The sequence below is a fragment of the Allopusillimonas ginsengisoli genome (genome assembly GCF_004153455.1).
In the GTDB taxonomy this organism is placed as follows: domain Bacteria; phylum Pseudomonadota; class Gammaproteobacteria; order Burkholderiales; family Burkholderiaceae_B; genus Allopusillimonas; species Allopusillimonas ginsengisoli.
In genome coordinates this window covers 138766-158590 of the sequence record NZ_SDQE01000001.1, presented here as the reverse complement: position 1 = coordinate 158590, position 19825 = coordinate 138766, and the positions used below count along the sequence as shown (strand labels likewise).

The window sequence follows — 19825 nt, the reverse complement described above, 5'->3', positions numbered from 1 at the left end:
AATGCGTGTGGCGGCTTCCAATGGTTGGTTGCTGAAGCAACCGCTGATGAATCAGCTTATACCGAGTGGGCGGTGCGAGCCGACGGGACAGCAGCAGCCTTGCGTGCACCGGACAGCTTGCCGAACATTTTCTTTAGGGAAACCAGCGGCTTGAAGCGGAATTGATCTTCAATGGCTTGCATCATGAGCTGGCGTTCGAGCTCGTCGGTAAGACGGATATCTTGGTTTGCTTTGAACATTTGCTTTGCCTTTTGCACAATATTGAACGTTTCGTTCAGGGTTAACCCGAATTATAGGGGTAAACCCTTGTGCAGGCAAGTCGTTTATCGTGCGGTGCAGCATCTGTTGTTTGAACCAGACGAAATCATGGCTTTTTGCGATAGCTGGCTTGAACCATTTCAAAACTGAACAGTCTGCAGTCCAGTGCGCCGTTATGCAGAGGATAACGGCGCTGGGGCTTCAAGCGCATATGGCGTGGCAGGTCGTGATCACTCGAAATCACATTGACGCGCCAGCCACTGTAGTGCTGTTTGAGATTTTGCGCCCAGTCCGCCCAGAGCGCGGTGTCTTCGGGAAGACGTTCGCCGTAGGGTGGGTTGGTGACCAGCCATCCCTGCGCGGCTGGGGGCAGCGCGGTACGGGCATCGCCTTTCTCGAAACGTATCGTGTCTGGCGTCAGCCAGGCGCGTTCCAGGTTGGCTTTTGCCGCTTCGATGGCGCGTGAGTCCAGGTCGTAGCCCACCAAGGGGCTGTCCAGACGCGTGGCAATGTGAGCACGTGCTTCATCTTTGATATCGCGCCAGTGGCGCGCATCGTGATTGCGCAGGCGCTCGAAGCCAAAGGGGCGCCAGATGCCGGCGGGAACGCCAAGCGCTATCCAGGCCGCTTCAATAAGAATGGTGCCGCTGCCGCAAAACGGGTCAATCAAGGCGCAGGCGGGATCCCAGCCCGACAGCGCCAGCAGGCCGGCCGCCAGATTCTCCCGCAAGGGTGCCTCGCCTTTGTCCAGGCGCCATCCGCGCTTGAAAAGCGATTCGCCGGAAGTGTCCAGATAGAGTGTTGCACTGTCTTCATTCAGGAAAAGATGGACGCGCGCATCCGGGCGTACCGTATCAATGTCCGGTCGCGCGCCTTCCTGTTCCCGCAGACGGTCACAGATGCCGTCCTTGGCGCGCAGGTTGCAATATTGCAGGCTCTGCATGGGGCTGCGGATCGCCGATGTATCGACCCGCAAGCTTTGTTCAGCCCCAAACCAGCGCTCCCACGGTGTGGCGCGGGCCAGCGCCAGTATGTCGTCTTCATGATCAACGGCCGCATGGGCTACCTGGACCAGAATACGCGTCGCCAGGCGCGAGTAAAGATTGGCTCGCAAAATGCCTGTCCAGTCTGTGCTGAAGCGGCAGCCGGCGCGGGACTCTTGCGTGTCTTCAAAGCCAAGTGCCAGCAGTTCCGCAGCCAATGCCTCTTCCAGTCCGCGCGGGCAAGGAGCGAATATCGGAAAAACTTCATTCTGGCGCACATGGCTGGCGCGCGGCCGCCGCTGGGCAGAGGTGCGTACCGAGACGCGCTGCGATGCATGGGGGTCGTCGCGATCGTGGCGGGGCCGGCGGGCAGACGGTTTTGGCTGCCCGCTGTCGCGTGCCCGGCTGGCTGGCCTGTCATCAGGTCGTTGGGGCGCGGGCGCTGCCGTTTGTCCTTTCTTTTCCTGGATGATCTCTCGCTGGGCCACTTGGCGGGCGCGTGCGCCGGCTCGCTTGCGGCGCTCGGCTGGCTGCGCCTCGGGGGTGGCAGCAGGTTTCTTCTTGAGCGTGAGCGTTTTGCCGGTTTTGGTGTCGGTCATAGTCAGAGGGAATCAGAAAGCAGGATCGCGCAACAGGCTGGCGCTGGCAAAGATGGGCGCCATGGTGGGCCGTTGCTGCAATTTAGAAAGGCCGTACGACCACCAGAATGAGGACAATCAGCAGCAGGATGACCGGGATTTCATTGAACCACCGGAAGAAGCGATGCCCGTACCGGTTGACGCCTTGCTCGAAGGCCTTGAGCATGCGGCCACAGGCCAGGTGATAAATCACCAGCAGGAGAACAAAGGAGAGCTTCGCGTGCATCCAGCCCTGGTCATGCCCGAGGCCATATCCCAAAAACAGCCACAAACCAGATGCGATGGCCAGCACAGCCAGTGGCGCCATAAAGCGATACAGGCGCCGGGCCATGCGCAGCAGCCAGCCGGTGACAGCGGGATCTTGTGCCTGCGCTAAATTGACATAAATACGCGGCAAATAGAACAGCCCCGCGAACCAGGATATGACAAACAGAATGTGAAAAGCCTTGATCCAGAGCATGCCTTATCCCTGGCCGCGCAATTGGCCGTTGCCCGACAGTATCCACTTGAGGGTGGTCAGGCCTTCCAGGCCAACGGGCCCGCGCGCATGCAGTCGATTGGTGGAAATGCCGATTTCGGCACCCAGACCGTACTCAAATCCGTCCGCAAAACAGGTAGGTAAATTGACGTAGACGGAGCTGGAGTCGACTTCGAGTTGAAACCGGGTGGCAGCCTCCAGGTTTTCGGTGACGATGGATTCGGTGTGTTCTGAGCTATAGCGGGCAATGTGGTCGATGGCCTGGTCCAGGCTATCGACGATACGGATGGCCAGGATAGGCGCCAGAAACTCGGTTTCCCAGTCGGGTTCGGTGGCAGGAAGGGCTTGCGGCAGGATCGCGCAAGTGCGCTCACAGCCGCGCAGCTCGACGCCTTTGTCTGCCAGCGTGGCGCCCAGGCGGGGCAGCAGGCTTGCGGCTACGTGCGCATGGACAAGCAGGGTTTCCATGGCGCCACAGATGCCATAGCGATACGTTTTGGCATTGACGGCGATATCGTGCGCCTTGTCGAGGTCTGCGTACTGGTCGACGTAAAGGTGGCAATTGCCATCCAGATGCTTGAGCAGAGGCACTTTGGCTTCGGCCGACAGTCGCGCGATCAGGCCTTTGCCGCCGCGGGGGACGATGACATCGATATAGTCGGTGAGGGTGATCATTTCTCCCACGGCAGCACGGTCCGTCGTGCCCACGACTTGGACAGCATGGGCGGGCAGCCCCGCATCGGCGAGGCCCTGGCTGATGATGGTGCCCAGTGCAACATTGGAGTGAAAGGCTTCGCTGCCTCCGCGCAGAATGGTGGCATTGCCTGATTTCAGGCAAAGCGCTGCGGCGTCTATGGTGACATTGGGGCGAGATTCATAAATGATGCCGATCACGCCAAGCGGTACACGCATTTGCGCAACCCGCATGCCATTAGGCCGCAAGCCGGAGGCGGTGGTACTGCCTACCGGATCAGGCATGTCTGCAATCTGCAACAAGCCCGTGGCCATGGTATCGAGTGCTTTGTCGGACAGTGTGAGGCGATCGAGCAGGGCCGCTTCCAGGCCGTTTTCACGGGCAGCAAGCAGATCGCGAGCGTTCTCGGCCTGCAGATACTGGCGTTGCGACTGCAGGCGCTGCGCCATGGAACGCAGGGCATTCGCTTTGGCATGGCCGGACGCATTGCGCATCAGGCGCGCAGCCTGCCGCGCCTGGCGGCCGAGCGCGGCCATGGTGGCGGCTGCGCCGTTGGCGTCTTGTACAGGCGTGTCGGCGCTGAGGACAGTGGAGGATGTCATGGTTGGATACCGTACACAATTATTGGATGTCAAACTGAATTATCTCAGTATTTTCAAGGGTTCGCCGAAGACGACTGATGGAGCGGGCCCGTGCTGCTGTATCAGCGGCGGGGCATGGGCCTGGCGGACGCGATGCGCAAGGCCAGGCGCTTGAGCTCCTCCCAGGGGTCGTCCAGCCGGCCTGTTGTTTTCAGGCCCTTGATGAGGCGGTCGACATCATGTGCGTGCTGAACGGCGGCCGGCCAGGTGCGTGGTGGAACGCGGCCAAGTGTTTGGCGCAGCAGTTGCTCGCGCTGCCCGAAAACCCGCTGGCGGCGCATTTCGGCGCCCAGGTCCTGGCCTGCCGCCTGCGCGGCCGCGAGCCGCGCCAATACGCGTACCTCTTCGCCCACGGCCCAAAGCACGAGCGGCAACGCCTCGCCTTCCGCGCGCAAGCCCTCCAGAATGGTGACTGCCCGTGCCGCATTGCCGGCCAGCATGGCATCCCGCAAGCCGAAGACGTCGTACCGGGCGACATTGAGTACGGCACGCTCCACGTCTTGCGCACTGATGGCGCCAGGTGGGTAAAGCAGGCCAAGCTTCTGGATTTCCTGATGGGCGGCAAGCAAATTGCCTTCGACCTTATCCGCCATCCACTCCAGTGATTCGCGGTCAAGCTGCTGGTTCTGGCGTGCAAGCCGTTGCGCGATCCAGCGCGGTAGCTGGTTGCGATCAATGCTTGCGATATCGACGCTGGTGGCCGCGCCGACAAGCCCTTGCGCCCACTTGGCATTGCGGGTGGCCTTGTCCAGCCGGGGCAGGTTGATCAGCACAATGGTGTCCGAGAGCGCGCCGTTGCTGACCATGTCGGCCAGCTTGAGCAGGGTTTCGGCGCCAGTCTTGCCAGGCTTGCCGGAGGGAATCGCGAGATCTACCAGGCGTTTGTCGCCGAAGAGCGATACGTTTTGCGTGGCGCCAATGACACTGAACCAGTCGCCGCGTGCATCCAGGGTAAGGCTGATACGCTCGCCATAACCCGATTTGGATGCAGCAGCCCTTAATGCGTCGCTGGCTTCGATGGCGAGTAGTGGCTCGTCTCCCGAGACGACGTACAGGGCATCCAGGCTCGCCGGCGTGCCCGCCAGCTTGCCAATGAGTGTATCTGCATCAATGCGGCGGCCCATAACCGCCTACAATCCTGATCCAGGCCCGATCGATGGTTCGCTCCAGGGCGTTGGAGACTCGGGCTCCATGGCGGGTAGGTCGGGCGCCGGCGCTTCGTCCATGGGAAGCGCATCAGGGTTGCTAAAGGCTTCGGTCACGTCTGGCGCCGACAAGTGCCTGACAATACGGTCGACCAGCGAGGCACGCATTTGCTGGAACACGGTTGCGATTTCACCCTGCTTGGCCTGAACCACCGATGGGTCGTAAGGAACCTCGCGCGTGACGAGCAGTGTGGTGGGGGGCAGGACCAGACGCCCCTGGGCATCGGTGAGCTGGAAGGTGAAGACGAGGTTCAGTTCATATTCCTCGACACGGCCTTCTGCGTCGAGCGAAAGCTCGCGCAGGGACTGATGATTCGCCAGCTGCGTAAGCCGCGCCTGCGCTGATGCCGCAGTGTCGACAAATCGTGTGTTCGGCGAACTGGCGACGATCGCGCGTCGCAGGCTCGCCCCAAACTCGGAATTCTGCGAAATATTGGTGTAGAGCGTGTCGAATGGCAGCGGCGCCACCCCTTTGAGCCTGAATCCGCAGGCCGCGATCAAGGCGCATACGCAGACGCAAGCCAGCGCGCGCAGCACATGCCGCGGAGACAGGAAACGGGAGTAGGCGCTGATGCTGGTCATAGCTGATTTTAGCCGACGATGTTGACCAGTTTACCCGGCACGACAATGACGCGCTTGGCTGGCCGGCCTTCAAGGTGGCGAAGGGCCGCCTCATGACCTGCCGCAGCCTGTTCAATCTGCTCTCGTGTCGACTCGCTGGGAATGGTGAGAGAGCCACGAAGCTTGCCGTTGACCTGCAACACGAGCTGGATTTCGTCCGCGATCAGAGCCTGGGCGTCGACTTGCGGCCAGGACGCATCCAGCAAATCGCCATCTGCTTGCACATAGCCCAGGTCGCGCCACAATTGCCAGGTGATGTGTGGCACCACGGGATAGAGCACGCGCAGCAGGATGGAGGTGGTTTCCGCCAGGGCGCGTGCATCTGCGGGCGTTGCGGCCAGCTTGGCGGATTCGAGCGCATTGAGCATTTTCATGCAGGTCGATACTACCGTGTTGTACTGGATGCGCTGATAGTCGTAATCGGCCATCTTGAGCAGCCCGTGGATGTCGCGGCGCAGTGTTCGAGCTGCATCGCTGGCGTCCTGCCAGGCAGCGCCGGTGGTCTGGCCTTGCTTGATCGTGTCGAGATGGCTGTGGCAGAAGGCCCAAAGCCGGCGCAGGTAGCGGTTGGCGCCTTCCACGCCCGAATCGGACCATTCCAGTGTTTGCTCGGGTGGGCTGGCGAACATCACGAACAGGCGGGCAGTATCGGCGCCCATGGCATCGATCAAGGATTGAGGATCGACGCCATTGTTCTTGGACTTGGACATGGTGCCGATGCCGCCATATTCGACGGCGGAACCGTCCGATATACGCTTGGCTCCCGTAATCGTACCCTTGGCGTCGTAGGTGTTTTCGACCTCTTCGGGCCAGAAGTATTCCACGCCGCCCTGGGCATTCTTGCGCGAATAGATGTGGTTCAGCACCATGCCCTGGCACAGCAGGCGCGTGAACGGCTCATCAAAGCTGACCATACCCAGGTCACGCATTACGCGTGTCCAGAACCGGGCGTAGAGCAGATGCAACACGGCGTGCTCGATGCCGCCGATGTACTGATCCATCGGCATCCAGTAGTCGTTGCGCTGGTCGACCATGGCCTGGTTGTTGCCGGGCGAGGTGTAGCGCATGAAATACCACGACGAATCCACGAAGGTATCCATGGTGTCGGTTTCGCGGCGGGCGTCTTTACCACATTGGGGGCATTTGCAGGCCAGGAAGGCTTCGTTCTTGGCCAAGGGATTGCCGCTGCCATCGGGGATCAGGTCGTCGGGCAGCACAACGGGCAGATCGGCTTCGGGGACGGGCACAGGGCCGCAGTCCGGGCAATGAATGATGGGGATGGGGGTGCCCCAGTAGCGTTGGCGTGAAATACCCCAGTCACGCAGGCGCCAGGTGGTTTGTTTTTCGCCCAGGCCCAATGCGGCCAGGTCGGCCGCTACGGCGTCGACGGCCTGCGCAATGGCAAGCCCGTCGTATTTGCCGGAATTGACCGTATGGCCGCGCTGCTTGTCGCCATACCAGTCTTGCCACTGCTCGGTGGAGTACGACATGCCTTCGACCGCAATCACGTCTACGATGGGCAGGCCGTATTTGCGCGCAAAGGCGAAGTCGCGTTCGTCGTGTCCTGGCACGCCCATGACGGCGCCATCGCCATAGCTCATGAGTACGTAGTTGCCGACCCATACATCGACGGGCTTGCCGGTGAGGGGATGGGTGACGGACAGGCCGGTGGGCATCCCTTCTTTTTCGCGAGTGGCCAGTTCGGCTTCTGTGGTGCCGCCTTGCTTGCAGGCTTCGATGAAAGCCGCCAGTTCAGGTTTGCCCTGAGCCGCATGCGTGGCCAGGGGATGCTCAGGGGCGACGGCACAGAAGGTGACGCCCATGATGGTATCGGCACGTGTCGTGAAGACATACATGCGGCCATCCTGGATCAACTGGCCCGCATCGTCGCGGATATCATGAGTAAAGGCGAATCGCACGCCCTCGCTCTTGCCTATCCAGTTTTCCTGCATCAGGCGCACGCGCTCGGGCCAGCCGGGCAAGCCGTTCTTGACCTGATCGAGCAGCTCGTCGGTGTAATCGGTAATGCGCAGGTAGTAGCCGGGGATTTCTCGTTTTTCCACCAGCGCGCCGGAGCGCCAGCCGCGACCGTCGATAACCTGCTCGTTGGCAAGCACGGTATTGTCGACCGGATCCCAGTTGACGACCTGGGTCTTGCGGTAAGCGATGCCTTTCTCCAGCATCTTGAGGAACAGCCACTGGTTCCATTTATAGTATTCGGGGTCGCAGGCGCACATTTCGCGCGACCAGTCTATGGCCAGGCCCATCGACTTCATCTGCTTCTTCATGTAGGCGATGTTGTCGTAGGTCCATTTGGCGGGTGGCACCTGGGATTTGATGGCTGCGTTCTCAGCCGGCATGCCGAAGGCATCCCAGCCCATGGGCATGAGCACGTTGTAGCCGCGCATGCGCAACTGCCGCGCCATCATGTCGTTGATGGTGTAGTTGCGCACGTGCCCCATGTGAAGTTTGCCGCTGGGATAGGGCAGCATCGAGCAGGCGTAGAACTTGGGCTTGAGCGAGCCGTCTGGGTTCTTGGCATATTCGGTGACACGGTAGGCGTCGCGGGCCTCCCAGTCTTGGTGAGCGGCGTTTTCGACGTTGTTGGGGCTGTAGCGTTCCTGCATGGCGGCGAGGCTTTGATGGTAGTCAAGGGTGTTTATGGTAACCCGACATTATAGGCTGCTTGGGTGGTGTGTTGGTTGAGGGCTGTTTTGCAAGGGTTTGGGCCCCGAACGGCTAAGCGAAATGGTTTGCTGCAGTTGCCGGGCAGAGCGCCAAAAAAGAAAAACCCTGCTACAGGAGCAGGGTTTTCTGGAATCCAGGCAAATCAAGCAAACTTACTTGAGCTTGATTTCCTTGTAGTCAACGTGCTTGCGAGCAACGGGATCAAATTTCTTGATCAGCATCTTTTCGGGCATGTTGCGCTTGTTTTTGGTCGTTGTGTAGAAATGACCAGTGCCAGCGGTGGATTCGAGTTTGATTTTCTCGCGAATACCTTTTGCCATGTTGGGCTCCTTAGTTTGCTAGCGGGCGCTTAGGCCAGCTCGCCACGGGCACGCATATCGGCCAGGACGGATTCGATGCCATTTTTGTCGATGGTGCGAAGGGCGTTGGCAGAAACGCGCAGACGAACCCAGCGGTTTTCGCTTTCGACCCAGAACCGGCGCGATTGCAGGTTGGGAAGGAAACGGCGCTTGGTTTTGTTGTTAGCGTGCGAAACATTGTTGCCCACCATTGGGCCTTTGCCGGTAACTTGGCATACGCGTGCCATGGTAATACCCCTTGTAATTTGCCTGAAATGCCGGGCCTGTTGGCTTGCCACAACGAAGTGACGATGCCTGCCTTTGATTGCACACCGTTTTTGCACCATGCCCGCAAAGTACGCGTGTTGGGACGTTGGCCTTTGACCGGATGTGTAGCGCACCAAAAGAAAGTGCAATGAAAGGCAGCCAAAACAGGCCTGCTAATCTGTAAAGCCTAGCATTCTAATATGAAAAGCGGCTTGTAATCAAGCTGCCTTGAGGGCTATGCGGCCAAACAACCACGATGCGCAGGCACAAAGAGCCAGTATAGCTGTTAGCGGCAACGGGGTGGGGGATTGCCAGGCACTGACGGCCAGGCCCGCCGCGGCACCGCATAGCATTTGCAATGTGCCCATCAGGGCAGAGGCAACGCCCAGGCGATTACCCTGTTCTGATAACGCCAGCGCCGCCGCGTTCGGGTTAACAAAGCCCTGGCTGGCCATGAATCCTATCAGGCAGAGCATCAGCAGTGGAAGCGTGATGGCGCCCGCTAGCGTAAGCGCCAGGCCTGCCAGTGTCATGATGACCAGTGTGATCTGGGCGGTACGCAGCAGCGTTTCGGGCGTATGGCGGGAGAGCAGGCGCGCGCTGATCTGTGCCGCAATGATCAGCGCGGCCGCATTCACGCCAAAAAGCAGTCCGAAGAATTTCGGATCAACACCCAGAATGTCGATAAATACTCGGGGGGATCCGGCGATGTACGCGAACATGCCCGCGGACCCCATGCCGCCGGCCAGGGAGTAACAGAGAAATTGCTTGTGGCGCATCAGGGCGATGTAGTTCTTCCTGATGGTGGAAAGCCGCAGCGGCACAACGCGTTCGGGGGACAGTGTTTCGCGCATGGTGAGCGCCACGGCAATGAAGAGGGCGCCGGAGCTGGCCGCCATGATGGCAAAAATGCCACGCCAGTTGCCAAATAGCAACACCTGCCCACCCAGCAGCGGCGCCAGAATGGGCGTGACCCCCATTACCAGCATGAGGATGGACAGCGCCTTGGAGGCATCCCGCGTGTCGAAGTTGTCCCGGATGACGGCGCGGGGAATGACGATGCCGGCGGCGCCGCCGAAGGCCTGGGCAACCCGCCAGAAGGTGAGTTGATCGATGTTGGCGCTCAGGCAGCAGCCCAGGGCGGCCACGGTATAGATCGCCAGCCCGAACATCAGGGGCGGCTTGCGGCCATAGCGGTCAGCCATCGGGCCGTAGAACAGCTGGGCCAGCGCCAGGCCGAGCAGGTAGCCGGCCAGCGTGCGCTCGACTTGGCCCTGTGTGGTGGCCAGCCCCGCCACGATCGCCGGAAACGCCGGCAGGTACATATCGATGGCGAGTGGACCGAGGGCGGTCAGCAGCCCCATCAGGATCAGCCAGCGCGGTATGGTGGTCAGTGAGTTTGCAGCAGGGGGCATGAGGAAAACAACAGCCGGATCCGGGGCAGGAAGCGTTCCAGTTGAAAACAGAGGCAGCCTGGCGCGATCCTGACGGGAAAGAGTTGGGGCGGGATGATGAGGCCGCGTATCGCGGCCAGAACAAATCTTAGCACGCGAAGCCTTGTTTCATTCCTGCTGTATATGTGGCACTATTTTCTACGTTGCGATTCTTGTAGAGGAGTTGGCCTTGAGTCCGGTTTTGTCAGCTGTCGAATCTAAGTTATCGTCATTGCCGTTGCCAGTTCAACTGGTCTTGCCCGATGGGCAAACGGCTGGGTCGTCGAATCCAGATGTTCGTCTCACCATCAAAGATAAGTCTACGCTGGCCCATCTGGTAGCGGGGCAGGTGGGCGTGCTCGGCGAGGATTACGTAGAAGGGAAATTCGATGTCGATGGCTCCATGCGCGATCTCATGCGCGTGGCCGCCGCCATCTTGCCGGGCTCACCGATCGATGCCGCGCGCGTTGGGCGTCTTACCGAACTGATTCGCCGCCTGGTGTCGGTCTGGCGCCATTCCATCGAACGTGACGCGCGCCAGATCCAGTTCCATTATGATTTGTCAGACGATTTCTACGCGCTTTGGCTGGATCCCCTAAGGGTGTATTCCTGCGCTTACTTTCGCTCACCCGACATGACGCTGGCGCAGGCGCAAGAGGCCAAGCTCGATCATATCTGTCGCAAGCTTCGCCTGAAAGAGGGCGAGCGTTTTCTCGATGTGGGCGCAGGCTGGGGAGGGCTGTTGATGTGGGCTGCGGAGCATTATGGCGTGGATGCCACGGGCATCACGCTGTCCCGCAACCAGCACGCGCATGTCAATCGCCTGATAGAAGAAAAAGGCCTGTCTGGCCGCGTGCGCATGGAGCTGCGGGATTATCGCGAGCTCGACGAAAGCAAGCCTTACGATAAGGTGGCATCGGTCGGCATGTTCGAACACGTGGGGCGTGCCCAGCTGGACGGATATTTTGCGAAATTGCATCGGCTGGTGCGCCAGGGCGGTCTGGTGCTCAACCATGGCATCACGGCCGGCGGCATCGACAATACCGAGCTGGGTGCTGGCATGGGTGAGTTCATCGAAAAATATATTTTCCCGGGTGGCGAGCTGACACACATCAGTCATGTCCTGGGCCATCTGGCGTCCGGTGGGCTTGAAGGGCTGGATATCGAAAACCTGCGCCCGCACTATGCACGCACCCTTTGGGCATGGAGCGACACCCTCGAGGCCCGGCTTCCCGAGGCGCGTCGGATTCTGTCGGGCGAAGAAGGCGAGCGCGCATTACGCGCCTACCGCATGTATCTGGCAGGGTGCGCCATGGGATTCGAGCATGGCTGGATCGCGTTGCATCAGGTGCTTGCGCAGCCCATCTCGGCGGGGCGCGCCGACGAGCTGGACGAGCCCGCGGATCAGGCCTATCCTTGGCGCCGCGATTATATTTACGGTTGACTGCGCAGCGCGCCGTCAGGCTCGTCAGAGGCCTCTGGATTGCCCGCGAACAGGCCGCGCAGTCAGCGGATCCACCGGCCTGGATTTTACAATTGCAGGCATTTGCTCATAAAATGCCGCAAACCCTAGTAGTTTTATTCAATTCTGGCGTATGGTGGGCTGGCATGTTCCAGCCTCATTACCTGTCAACAAGTACTCCGTACTTTCCACGCTAGTGCTGGTATGTATCGGCGGTGTTCCGTCTTCCGCACACCTCCCCTTAGTCCTGGCGCAATGGTTGTTCCTGTGCCCACGCGTCCATCTAACCCAAGGAGGCAGAGCCATGTCTTTTAACGTGTCCTTCACGTCCCGCGCGCTTGCAACTAGCGCTGTGTCGCCATTTCGGCGGCTTTACGTTTCCCTCGGCCTGATTGCCGCCATGTCCGCGCTGGCCATGGCGCCTGGGGCCGCCGGCGCGGCCGATGGCCCGCAATGCGAACTCGATCGCGATGTTCGCTTCGGCGGCATGAACTGGGAATCCAACCTTGTGTTGGTCGAGGTTGAGCGCTTCATTGCCGACAAAGGCTATGGCTGCGATTCTGAAGTCTTGCCTACCGAAACCTTGCCCGCGCTCGCGGCCCTGGAGCGCGGCGATCTGGATGTCAATACCGAAATCTGGCTGAACAGCGTGGCCGAGCCGTGGGCCCAGGCCGAGGCCAGCGGCAAGGTCAAGCGCATTGGCGATATCTATATGGGCGGCGAGGCCTGGTTTATTCCCCGCTATACGGCGGAGCGCCTGCCTGATCTCAAAAAGGCTGCAGACCTGCCCAAGTTCAAGGATGAGTTCACCGATCCTGAAGAGCCTTCCAAAGGCCGCTTCTACGGTTGTCCTGCGGGCTGGGGGTGCGAGGTGGTGAGCGGCAATCTGTACAAGGCCCTGGGACTGGAGGATTCGTTTACGCTGTTTTCTCCCGGTACCGGCGCAACTCAGAAGGCCGCGCTCACCGCTGCCTACAAGCGTAAGGAAAACATCGTTTTCTACTATTGGTATCCAACGCCACTGGTTGGCTCGATGGACTTGGTCAAGCTCGAATTGCCTGCCTACGACAAGGAAAAGCATACTTGCCTGACCGATCCAAACTGCGCCAATCCAGAGCCCAGCGATTATCCGGAAAATCCGGTGTTCACCGCGGTTTCCACCAAGTTCTCGCAAGAGGCGCCCAAGCTCACGGAATTCCTTTCCAAAGTGGCGGTGCCGTTGCCGGTGATGGATGAAGCCATGGCGTATATGGAAGAGAACGAAGCCGAGCCTGTGGATGTCGCAGAGTGGTTCCTGAAGAACAAGACGGATGTCTGGCAGGCATGGCTGCCCGCTGATGTGGCCGACCGCGTTAAAGCGGCGCTGTAGCGATCGGGATCATGAGCCCCGCCGCCAGGCGGGGCAGCCGGCATGCAGCCGGCCCACTGAACAGGCGGTGCACCATGTGGCGCACCGCCTTTACTGGTTCTATGGAGTGGATATATGTTTCCCGAGATAATTGCCCCGCGCGCCCTGAGGGCGCCCATCGATGATTTCGTCGGTAATATCGTCGCGCAGTATTCCGATCTGCTGCGAGCCCTGACCCAGCCATTGCTGGATGTACTCATCTGGATGGATCAGATTACACGCCATTCGCCCTGGTGGGCGGTAATACTGGCCATCATGGCGCTGGCCTGGTTTGCCAGCCGCCGCGTGTTGTTTACGATTGCCATGGGCGCCATGCTGTGCCTGATTGGCTTCATCGGCTTGTGGGATGCCGCAATGCAGACGTTGTCCCTGATGATAGTCGCCGTGATCATTTCTGTGGCCATAGGCATTCCGGTCGGCATCATGATGGCCAGTTTCAAATGGCTGCGCGCCGTCATGCTGCCCATCCTGGATGTCATGCAGACGATGCCCAGCTTTGTGTATCTGATTCCAGTCGTGATGCTGTTCAATCTGGGCAAGATCGCGGCCATCATTGCCACCATTATCTATGCGGTGCCGCCGGTCATACGCCTGACCGACCTGGGCATAAGGCTGGTGGATTCCGAAGTGCTGGAGGCTTCTCGCGCGTTCGGCGCCAATCGCAGCAAACAGCTGTTCGGGGTGCAATTGCCTTTGGCCATGCCCAACATCATGGCAGGCATCAACCAGACCACCATGATGGCGCTGGCCATGGTGGTCATTGCGTCGATGATCGGGGTGCGCGGCCTGGGCTACGAAGTACTTCAGGGTATCAACCGGTTGCAGGTCGGGCGCGGCGTTCTGGCTGGTCTGGGCATCGTCATTATTGCCATTATTTTCGACCGCATCACCCAGGAATTCGGGCGACGTCAGCGCAAGGGAGCCTGATATGAGCAAGATCGAAGTACGCAATATTTTTAAGATTTTCGGGCCGCATCCCGAGCGATGGCTGGATCAGGCTCGTCAAGGCATTTCCAAGGAAGACCTGCTGGCCAAGAGCGGGCACACGCTGGGGCTGCGCAATATCAGTCTGTCCATCGAAGAGGGAAGCATTTTCGTCATCATGGGTCTGTCCGGATCGGGAAAATCCACCCTTATCCGCCATTTCAACCGGTTGATCGAGCCGAGTGGCGGTCAGATCCTGGTGGACGATATTGATGTTATGTCTCTGGGAAAAACGGCGCTTGAGAAATTCCGGCAACAGAAGATGAGCATGGTGTTCCAGCGCTTCGGTCTGTTTCCGCATCGCTCGGTGATTGAAAATGCTGCATATGGTTTGCGGGTCCAGGGCATGGGCAAGGCCGAGCGCCGCGAACGTGCCCAGCACTGGCTGGAGCAAGTGGGCCTGGCCGGCTTTGAGCACCAGTATCCGCATCAATTGTCGGGCGGCATGCAGCAACGGGTCGGGCTGGCGCGCGCCTTGGCAACAGATGCGGAAATCCTGCTCATGGACGAGGCTTTCTCGGCACTGGATCCGCTTATCCGCCGCGAAATGCAGGACCAGTTGCTGCAGTTGCAGGCCAGGCTGAACAAGACAATCGTGTTTATTACACATGATCTGGATGAGGCGCTGCGCTTGGGCAACCGCATTGCCATTCTCAAGGATGGCGAGCTGATTCAGGAAGGTACGCCAGAGGATATTCTGCTGGCCCCTGCCGATGACTATGTACAGTCTTTCTTGCAGGACGTGAATCGTGGCAAGGTGCTCAACGCAGCGCACGCCGTTAACGAGCCCTCATTGACCCTCACCATGCGGTCGCGCCCTTCGCACGCGCTGGAGCGCATGGCTGCGCTGAATTTCAGCTACGCCGCCGTGCTGGACGGCAAGCGCCTGGCAGGCGTGTTGACGCGCGATGCATGTGAGCACGCAGTCAGGCAGGGCGCCCGCGACGTTGCGGCGTTTGTGGAGGATATGGCGTCCGTGCCGGCCACTGCGGGGCTGGACGAAGTGCTGAGTCGCATGTTGCGCAGTCCCGAACCATTGGCGGTTACGGGCGACGATGATGAGTTTCTTGGATTATTGTCGCGCAGCAAGGTTGTGGAGCTGGTCACACCGGCGCTGGAAGTCGCCGAGCCTTCTCTGTCTGAAGAGGGTGACGCTCCGGGAAGGGCAGCCTGACGCCCGGAACGCCGCACTGCACGGAAAGAAGGGTGGAGGCTGAGGCGTATGCGTTTGTCCTGCGGTGCTAGCGCCGGCTGTGACGAACAATATGCCGGTACCAGCCAAACAGGAGTAAGGCCGAAAAGCCCAGTCCTGTCATGGCCATCAGCCACATGGTGCCTGCTCCCGTGGGAGCGCCCGGCGCTATGTGTTGCAGGACAGGCGCCAGCGCGCCCGCGCCGGGCCCAAAACCCAGCCACCAGCCCCCGATCAGCCCGAGCCCGGTGAGCGCCACAATTTGCAGGATAAGTGGCACTACCGCAACCTTGTAGGCGCGCAACAGGTAAGAGTTGATGCACTGCATGGCATCGCAAAGATGAAACCAGGGCAGGATCTGCAGCAGGGCCGCCGCAACCAGTGCGACTTGCACTTCGTCTGTATACATCTTGAGAATGAGGCCCTTGCCTGATACTAGTGCAATCGCTGTCAGGATGGCGCCGGTGAGGACAATCAGCAGGCCCGCCCGGCCCGTGGCCTGCGCGCGTGCCATATCGCGCGCTCCAATGGCTTGCGCCGTCAGCGAAGCCGATGCCACCCCCACCGCCATCGGCATCATGTAGCAAAGCGCTGCCAGGTTGGCCATGATTTGGTGCCCGCCCGTAACGAACATGCCTTCGCGCGCCACCAGAAGCGCCATGAACGTGAATGCGCACACTTCGATCAGATAAGAACCGCCCATGGGCAGTCCGAGGCGCAGCAGTTCTTTTTGTGCCCGCCAGTCAGGCCGACCCACGCGAGGTTGGAAGCGCTGGAAATAGGTATCGTGATGGATGGCCCAGAGCCCGGCAGACAGCATGAGCCATGCCACGATGGCCGTTGAGAGGCCCGCGCCCATTGCGCCCAGCGCGGGCATGCCCAGCTTGCCGAAAATGAATATCCAGTTCAGCGTGAATTTGACCGCGACGCTGGCCAGGTTGATGTGCATGACGGTTCTGGGGCGGGATACCGCCGATCCCATCGCATAAATCGTGCGAAACAACAGCATGGCTGGCAGGGCGACAACCAGCGCCCGCAGGTACCAGGCAATGCTGTTGCGCACCTGGGGTTCGACGTCGCCCGAAAAAGCCAGCCACATGTCCGGAAACAGCATGGCAGCGCCGCCCACTATGGACAGTGCGCCCGCGAGCCAGACGCCCTGGCCCCAGGCTTTGCCCACATCCGTGAGCCGCCCTGCGCCGAACAGTTGTCCAATAATGGGGATCAGTGCATGGATGACGCCCATCAGGCCCACAAAGACGGTGATGTAGATGGAGCCCGAAAGCGCCATGGCTTGCAAATCTGCCGCGCTGGCGTGGCCAGACATGGCGGTATCCATGACGCCGAACACAATACTGGCCCAAGAGCTGACCAGGACAGGCCAAGCCTGTCGGAGCGTTTCCTGGATGTGATGCGACAGGGGCTGCGCGCCCTTGGCTTTTGTCACGGTTCGCGCAGGCGCAGCAGGCGGAAGACTTCGTGCCGGTCCGCGCCGCGCTTGCCGATCCAGAGCACAGTACCTGTGTCTGAATAGGCGGCGGAACCGTCTTTCAGGCTATCTGGGTTGGTTTGCTGAAGCACGAGTGCGCAGTGCGAGTCGTAACTGAAGTTGATGTTATTGAACACCAGGAAGGAGGCGCGCTGTCCTGCTCCCAGGCCATGGGCGCGTACACATTCTCCCGGCGGCAGGTTTTCTTGCAGCACGTGCGCCAGCTGGCCCGAAACCGTGCGATAGCTACGAACATAATCCAGTGCCGGCATCCAGAGGGTTACCAGCAGCAGCCAGGTGACGATAAGCCCGCCGGCCGACAGCACTGTCCCGCGCCACAGGCCCGCAGGCTTGCTGTGCAGTCGCCAGCGTACCAGCGCCAGCCAGGCCAGCGTGCCAAACAAGGCGATGATGACCGCAGGCCAGGAAATATAGACATCATAGCCGCGCGTCTGGCGGGCAATGTTGTGGGATATTTTTTCCGGCCATCCGGTTTGCAGTGCGATCCACCCCAGCCAGACGGTGGCGGAGGTGAGTGTGTAGCACATGACTGCAAACCAATCGAGCGAATTGACGAAGCCGCGCCGGAGCGTGGGCAGGGCGAACGCCGCCAGCACAGCAGCCGGAATGGCCATCAGGCTGTATTCAGGCTCGAACGCATCGACCAGAAACATCATGGTAACCAGCGGCCACAGGGCGAACATGAGTGGGATGCGTATATGCGGAGCACTCAGCCATCCGCGCCACTGCCAGATGGCCACCAGAGCGAGCGGCCAGGTTGGCCACAAAAACCAGGGCAGATCGCGAAAGATACTGAGTACTTCGTGGTAATCCGGCCAGGTAAAGGAACTGGTATTCCAGACTATCCAGGATTGGGTCCAGTAGGTGCCTAGTTGTCGGGCCGGTATCCACCACAGCAGTATCAAGGCTGTACACAAGGTGGCGGTGACGATCAGCCATTTTTTCTCGCGCCAGAGTGGGCTGCGCGGCGTAAATATGCAGGGAATGGCCAGCATGATGGGAAGCGCGCCTATCCAGCCCCGTGTGAGAAAGGCGGCCGCCAGCGCCAGCCCGAGTGTCGTAGCGCCTGACGCGGGGTGGTCGAGCATGCGGGCGACGGAGTAAAAGGCCAGTGCCTGGAAGGCAATAATGGCCGGCACTTCTGAGGTTTCGTGCATACGCCACACAATGCCGACCGTGGCGACGATCAACAACAGCGCAGCGTCTGCAATCATGCGGCCATAATTCTGCACTGTTGGCTCGCCGCCAAAAGGCAGGGCCAGGGGCTGAGGCTCGGGGCGCCGGCCCAGCAGATAGCTGCCATACCAGACGGATGCCGTCATCAGGCCGAACCACAGAAAATTTGGCAGGCGCGACGCGATGATGGCGGCATCCAGCGTATCGCCGGTAAAGAGCTTGAAGAACGGGCCAAACGCCCAGATGCACAGCGCGCCCACCCAGGTACTCAGCGGCCCATCCTGGGCGTGCGCAAACGTACCTATCTGGGGCAGCAACCAAGTGACACCGCCTTCATGCAGTGTTGTCAGCATGGCCGCCAGGCCAACGACGTCGTCTGTTTTCCATGGATCCCGAAAAAACAGGCCAGCCAGAATATAAATAAGGCCAACCCCTAGAAGCGCCAGGCGTGGCAGTTTCACCGTTGCAGTGGCGGTGAGACGGGCGGGAGTCGATACGGAATCGCTAAGAGACACTGGACGGGCGCCAAGAGTGAAGGACTAGGGTGTATCTTAAATGAAAAAGGCAGCCCTAAGGCTGCCTTTTATGCACAGGCTGATACGTGCAGCGGTATCAGGCCTTGCGAACCGTGCCAGCAGTGCGCGCGAAGCGGGCGCGGAATTTTTCAACGCGGCCGGTTTCGACGATGCGCGTTTGTGCGCCCGTATAGAAAGGGTGCGATTCGGACGTGACGTCGCATTTGAACAAGGGGTAGGTTTTGCCGTCCAGTTCGACAGTTTCGCGGCTGGTAAGCGTAGAGCGAGAAATAAACTTGCTGCCGGTCTGCTGATCCAGGAACACCACTTCGCGGTATTCGGGGTGCACGCCTTCTTTCATGATTAAGTCCTGTGGGTGATTTTCGGGTCGCCAGCCGGATCAGTATCCGGCAACGTATCCAAGGTAACTGATAATTCTAGCTGATTACAGATCGGTGCGCAATTTCCAGAGCTCAGGAAACAGCACAATGTCCAGCATTTTACGCAGATAAGAAACCCCGGAGGTGCCTCCTGTGCCTCGCTTGAAGCCGATGATGCGTTCGACGGTCGTGACGTGGCGGAAACGCCACAGTCGGAAGGCATCCTCCAGATCGGTCAGTTTTTCACCTAATTGATAGAGGTCCCAATACTTGTCGGATTGCTGGTACACCGCAAGCCATGCCTGCTGCACAGCGTCGCTGGCCACATAAGGCTGTGTCCAGTCGCGGTCAAGATATTCGGCGGGCATGGCCAGGCCCTGCCGTTGCAGTGCCCTGAGCGCCTCATCGTAGAGTGACGGGGTTTCGTAGGCCTTGCGCACTTGCGCATAAATATCATCGCGGTGTGAATGCGGCTTGAGCATGGCTGCGTTCTTGTTGCCCAGCGCAAACTCGATCTGTCGATACTGATAGCTCTGGAAGCCGCTGGACTGGGCGAGGTAAGGGCGCAGGGCGGAGTACTCCGGCGGCGTCATCGTGGCCAGCACATCCCATGCATGCACCAATTGTTCCATGATCTTGCTGACCCGCGCGAGCTTCTTGAAACAGGGCTGCAGGCGGTCGGCAGCCAGATCGCCGGTGGCGGCGCAGAGCTCATGCAGCATCAGTTTCATCCACAACTCACTGGTTTGATGCTGAATGATGAACAGCATTTCGTTGTGCTCCGGCGATAGCGGGTGCTGTGCATTGAGCAGCTCGTCCAGGTGAAGATAATCGCCATAGCTCATGTCGCGTGAAAAATCGAGCTGTGCTTTTTCTTGCTGAACGATATGCGCGCCAGCGGCCGCGGGGCAGGAAGCACTGGAAGAGTGGGGCTTGTTTGGCATGGTGTGAGCA

18 protein-coding genes are annotated in these 19825 nt (G+C 59.9%); 4 read left to right on the top strand and 14 right to left on the bottom strand.

Annotation, left to right across the window (positions count from 1 at the left end):
- Nucleotides 1-56: 56 nt before the first annotated feature.
- The 10 genes from ERE07_RS00825 to ERE07_RS00780 form a co-directional block, all read right to left on the bottom strand.
- Nucleotides 57-239, bottom strand: a complete 183-nt coding sequence (locus ERE07_RS00825; RefSeq protein WP_130006986.1) for a hypothetical protein — start codon at nucleotides 237-239, stop codon at nucleotides 57-59.
- 125 nt (nucleotides 240-364) lie between these two features.
- The gene (locus ERE07_RS00820; protein ID WP_130006985.1) at nucleotides 365-1840 is read right to left on the bottom strand and encodes a THUMP domain-containing class I SAM-dependent RNA methyltransferase; all 1476 of its coding nucleotides are present in this window, start codon (nucleotides 1838-1840) and stop codon (nucleotides 365-367) included.
- Nucleotides 1841-1922: 82 nt separating this feature from the next.
- Complete coding sequence (locus tag ERE07_RS00815) at nucleotides 1923-2339, bottom strand: CopD family protein (protein WP_130006984.1); 417 nt, start codon at nucleotides 2337-2339, stop codon at nucleotides 1923-1925.
- Nucleotides 2340-2342: 3 nt separating this feature from the next.
- Nucleotides 2343-3653: a glutamate-5-semialdehyde dehydrogenase gene (locus ERE07_RS00810; RefSeq protein ID WP_280634343.1), complete on the bottom strand. Its 1311-nt coding sequence runs from the start codon at nucleotides 3651-3653 to the stop codon at nucleotides 2343-2345.
- Between the two features lie 101 nt (nucleotides 3654-3754).
- Entirely contained in the window at nucleotides 3755-4816 is a 1062-nt protein-coding gene (gene holA / locus ERE07_RS00805; RefSeq protein WP_130006983.1) for a DNA polymerase III subunit delta, read from the bottom strand.
- 6 nt (nucleotides 4817-4822) lie between these two features.
- On the bottom strand, nucleotides 4823-5479 hold the full coding sequence (locus tag ERE07_RS00800; RefSeq protein ID WP_130006982.1) for an LPS-assembly lipoprotein LptE: 657 nt from the start codon (nucleotides 5477-5479) through the stop codon (nucleotides 4823-4825).
- Nucleotides 5480-5487: 8 nt separating this feature from the next.
- A complete protein-coding gene (gene leuS / locus ERE07_RS00795) occupies nucleotides 5488-8145 on the bottom strand; it encodes a leucine--tRNA ligase (protein WP_130006981.1) in 2658 nt (885 codons plus the stop codon).
- A 213-nt stretch (nucleotides 8146-8358) separates the two neighbouring features.
- Entirely contained in the window at nucleotides 8359-8526 is a 168-nt protein-coding gene (gene rpmG, locus ERE07_RS00790; RefSeq protein WP_094827438.1) for a 50S ribosomal protein L33, read from the bottom strand.
- Between the two features lie 29 nt (nucleotides 8527-8555).
- On the bottom strand, nucleotides 8556-8792 hold the full coding sequence (rpmB, locus tag ERE07_RS00785) for a 50S ribosomal protein L28 (protein WP_130006980.1): 237 nt from the start codon (nucleotides 8790-8792) through the stop codon (nucleotides 8556-8558).
- Between the two features lie 237 nt (nucleotides 8793-9029).
- Nucleotides 9030-10226 carry a Bcr/CflA family multidrug efflux MFS transporter gene (locus ERE07_RS00780; RefSeq protein WP_130006979.1) on the bottom strand — a complete coding sequence of 399 codons (1197 nt, stop codon included), beginning with the start codon at nucleotides 10224-10226 and terminating at the stop codon, nucleotides 9030-9032.
- Nucleotides 10227-10434: 208 nt separating this feature from the next.
- On the opposite strand from ERE07_RS00780, the gene ERE07_RS00775 reads away from it, so the two are divergent.
- From ERE07_RS00775 to ERE07_RS00760, 4 genes are all read left to right on the top strand, one after another.
- Nucleotides 10435-11688, top strand: coding sequence for a class I SAM-dependent methyltransferase (locus tag ERE07_RS00775; RefSeq protein WP_130006978.1), 1254 nt, complete (start codon nucleotides 10435-10437; stop codon nucleotides 11686-11688).
- A gap of 418 nt (nucleotides 11689-12106) precedes the next feature.
- A complete protein-coding gene (locus tag ERE07_RS00770) occupies nucleotides 12107-13075 on the top strand; it encodes an ABC transporter substrate-binding protein (RefSeq protein WP_167670724.1) in 969 nt (322 codons plus the stop codon).
- Between the two features lie 114 nt (nucleotides 13076-13189).
- Nucleotides 13190-14041, top strand: a complete 852-nt coding sequence (locus ERE07_RS00765) for an ABC transporter permease (RefSeq protein WP_130006976.1) — start codon at nucleotides 13190-13192, stop codon at nucleotides 14039-14041.
- A gap of 1 nt (nucleotide 14042) precedes the next feature.
- Complete coding sequence (locus ERE07_RS00760; RefSeq protein WP_130006975.1) at nucleotides 14043-15272, top strand: quaternary amine ABC transporter ATP-binding protein; 1230 nt, start codon at nucleotides 14043-14045, stop codon at nucleotides 15270-15272.
- Between the two features lie 67 nt (nucleotides 15273-15339).
- On the opposite strand, the gene ERE07_RS00755 is transcribed toward ERE07_RS00760, so the two are convergent.
- The 4 genes from ERE07_RS00755 to kynA form a co-directional block, all read right to left on the bottom strand.
- Nucleotides 15340-16737: an MATE family efflux transporter gene (locus tag ERE07_RS00755; RefSeq protein ID WP_245153343.1), complete on the bottom strand. Its 1398-nt coding sequence runs from the start codon at nucleotides 16735-16737 to the stop codon at nucleotides 15340-15342.
- A complete protein-coding gene (locus ERE07_RS00750) occupies nucleotides 16734-18491 on the bottom strand; it encodes an ArnT family glycosyltransferase (RefSeq protein ID WP_130006974.1) in 1758 nt (585 codons plus the stop codon). The genes ERE07_RS00755 and ERE07_RS00750 overlap by 4 nt, the downstream gene beginning before the upstream one ends.
- A gap of 97 nt (nucleotides 18492-18588) precedes the next feature.
- Nucleotides 18589-18852 (bottom strand): type B 50S ribosomal protein L31, encoded by a 264-nt coding sequence (locus ERE07_RS00745; protein WP_130006973.1) that lies wholly within the window; start codon nucleotides 18850-18852, stop codon nucleotides 18589-18591.
- 84 nt (nucleotides 18853-18936) lie between these two features.
- Nucleotides 18937-19815 (bottom strand): tryptophan 2,3-dioxygenase, encoded by an 879-nt coding sequence (kynA, locus tag ERE07_RS00740; RefSeq protein WP_130006972.1) that lies wholly within the window; start codon nucleotides 19813-19815, stop codon nucleotides 18937-18939.
- Between the last annotated feature and the right edge of the window lie 10 nt (nucleotides 19816-19825).